This is a genomic window from Halomonas sp. BC1, assembly GCF_002078135.1.
Classification (GTDB): domain Bacteria; phylum Pseudomonadota; class Gammaproteobacteria; order Pseudomonadales; family Halomonadaceae; genus Vreelandella; species Vreelandella stevensii.
In genome coordinates this window covers 72,792-75,522 of sequence record NZ_LFGS01000011.1, presented here as the reverse complement: position 1 = coordinate 75,522, position 2,731 = coordinate 72,792, and the positions used below count along the sequence as shown (strand labels likewise).

The following is a 2,731-nucleotide window of genomic DNA, read 5'->3' as shown; positions in this document are numbered from 1 at the left end:
AGTTGCTGGAATTGAATCAATACGTCTGCCGGCGCATCGACGAACTGAGGGATCAGGAAAATCTGCAGGCACTGAGTCAGTTGCGGGTGGGCCTGAAAGTAACCTTCGAGGGCCGGGAAGGCCCGGTGCTGGGGATCGTCACCAAGATCAACCGCAAGAGTGTGATTGTTCTGGCCGAGGACGGCACCAAACAGTACAAGGTCTCGCCGGAGTTATTAAGGCCTCTGCGTGACGTGAAGTAGGTCAACTACGTCGTGGAATGAACGCTTACGGCAAACTTGGCGTGATCATGTGGGATATTAAAGGGAGCGGTGCTGCTGCCGGTATTAACGACGATGGTACCGACCTGATGTATGGCCTCGGGGCTCACTACATGTTCACTGACCAGCTCGGCATTGTAGGTGAGTGGGAGTGGTATGATATTGACAATGATAATGACATTGATCTGTTTTCCATCGGGGCAATGTACAAGTTCTAGTCTGCTCGATCACGTACCCAGCAAGAGGGGGAGTTACCTCCCCCTTCTTTGCTCACCTTAGCTGATGTGCTGCCTATCAACGGATAAAGTGTTACCTGATTGTTTTGACCCGCGAGCGGTATTAGAGAGTGAATCGGCAACTTTATATTTGCTAATGCGGGCGGACATTTCTTCGGCCTGCTCATCAAGCGAGCGACTGGCAGCCGCCACTTCTTCGACAAGCGCGGCATTTTGCTGAGTCACCTCTTCTAGTTGACTCATGGCGCGATTAATCTGCTCAACACCGGCTGATTGCTCGTGGGTCGCTGATGCCATTTCTTCCATCAGGCGGGCCACCTTTTGCACACGCTCCGAAATAGTCGTCAAGGAGTTGTTGGTGGATGTCACTAGCTCCTCACCCTCATTAATAGTGGCGATATTATTTTCAATCAGCTGGCGTATTTGGCTGGCCTCCTCAGCACTGCGACTAGCAAGCTTACGCACTTCGCTAGCGACGACAGCAAAGCCTCGACCATGCTCCCCCGCACGCGCGGCCTCTACCGAAGCATTCAAGGCTAATAAATTGGTTTGGAAAGCAATGTTATCAATCGCTGCAATAATTGTCGTGATCTGGTCACTAGATGAATGGATGTTTTGCATGGCTTGTTGTGCTTGCTGGGCAATGGCGGCGGCACCTTCCGCTTCCGTAGCCACATCATGCGTCATGCGTTGCGCTTCATGGGCATTGTCAGCCGTTTGGCGCACAGTAGCAGTGATCTCCTCAAGGCTCGACGCTGTTTGTACTAATGACGCCGCTTGCTCTTCGGTACGTTGTGCCAAATCCTGATTACCTTGGGCAATTTCACCACTGGCCAGTTCTACTGACTGTGCGTTGCGCTTGATCTCTCCAATTAATGCTTCTGTATCTTGTGATGCATCATTGAACGCATGATAAAGCTTAGACAGTTCGTCTGTTCCAGGCACGGTAAGCCGTTGGGTTAAGTCATTGCCTCGTGTAGAGATATTCTTTAACGCCGCGGTTAAAGGACGCGTCAGCGTAAGGACAATCATAGCGGCGGCCGCCACAGCAAACAGTGTGGCTAAGACCGCAATAATCATGAAGCGCCAGAGGGCAAGCTGTGCATCACGTTGCAACGCAGCCGTTGTGGTAATGATTTGTTGCGACACGTTGTCTTCGAGGTTTTTTAGACGGCTGATTTTGACCGTTTGCCACTCAAACCACTCGTTAGGGTCTACGTTATACCCCCCTACATCATATTGCTGAATAGCAAGCTCTCGTCTCTCAATTAAGCGTTCAATTTCCTGGCCACTCAAAGCGTCCGTAAGCTGGCGTCGTTGATCTGCGCCAGCAAAGGCGCGAAAGCCTGTTAAAAAGGCCGCTTCTTCCCCTATCAGTGTTAAATAGCGATTGAGCATCTCAAACGACATACCATCTGCACCAAATGCTGCAGAGAGAATAGCGCGTTCAATGCCGGCCAAATCCTTGGCGTGTAAAAGGTTGAAATAAGCAGCCAGCTGTCGGCTGATCTCCCCTTCGCGGGTTTGCTGAGCAAGCGATCCAATTAACCCCATGAGCTGCTGGTTGATGACTGTATAGTGGCTCAATGCGGCATTGGCCTCGATAGAGAGTTGATCTATTTCTCGGCGTAAGCTGGCTGTTCGCTGCCACTGACGCTCCAGTTGGTCAAGCTGTTCATTAGCCGCTGTACTTAAAACGCCAACCGCCAGGCTTCGACGCTGTTCAATAAATGCCTCCGCTGCAGTATCCGTTTGTGGCCGCTGCTGACTTAATCGTTGACCAAAGGCCTCGCCGCCACTTGCTAAATAACCTGACGACATACCACGCTCAATTTGTATTTGATGTATCAAGTCTCCAGCACTTTGTGCCAGCGCTGTCATGGTTTGGAGCTGTTTTAATTCCCGGACAGTGGCTTGTCTATCAAGCACACCATTGATAGCAAACCATGCTAAGGCAAGTAGAGGGAGGGCGAGCACCAAAGAAAATTTGGCATACATGGGCAGTCTGTTTAATAACGTGTTCATTGCTCAGCTTCCAATCAGCGCATATCAAAAATTAGCTATAATTTGCATGCTAGCAATTTAGCTAGCGATATGCAGCGGTAATTATTCAATACTACTTGCTTAGCCAACCATAGATTTCTCGCCATGCTAATAAACCTGACGAATGTATCAAGACGCTGAACATGACATTTTGCTTCGCTTTCCTCTATCACGCCCTGGCTTTCAGGTAAT

The 2,731-nt window shown here is 50.0% G+C and carries 3 protein-coding genes; 2 read left to right on the top strand and 1 reads right to left on the bottom strand.

The genetic code is table 11. The features are described from left to right. Nucleotides 1-242: hypothetical protein (locus B7L72_RS09135; RefSeq protein ID WP_081193929.1), on the top strand; the 242-nt coding region annotated here is incomplete at its 5' end. 17 nt (nt 243-259) lie between these two features. Continuing rightward, nucleotides 260-478, top strand: a complete 219-nt coding sequence (locus B7L72_RS09130) for an outer membrane beta-barrel protein (RefSeq protein WP_081193927.1) — start codon at nt 260-262, stop codon at nt 476-478. 57 nt (nt 479-535) lie between these two features. On the opposite strand, the gene B7L72_RS09125 is transcribed toward B7L72_RS09130, so the two are convergent. After that, nucleotides 536-2,521 carry a methyl-accepting chemotaxis protein gene (locus tag B7L72_RS09125; RefSeq protein ID WP_081193925.1) on the bottom strand — a complete coding sequence of 662 codons (1,986 nt, stop codon included), beginning with the start codon at nt 2,519-2,521 and terminating at the stop codon, nt 536-538. Nucleotides 2,522-2,731 lie beyond the last annotated feature (210 nt).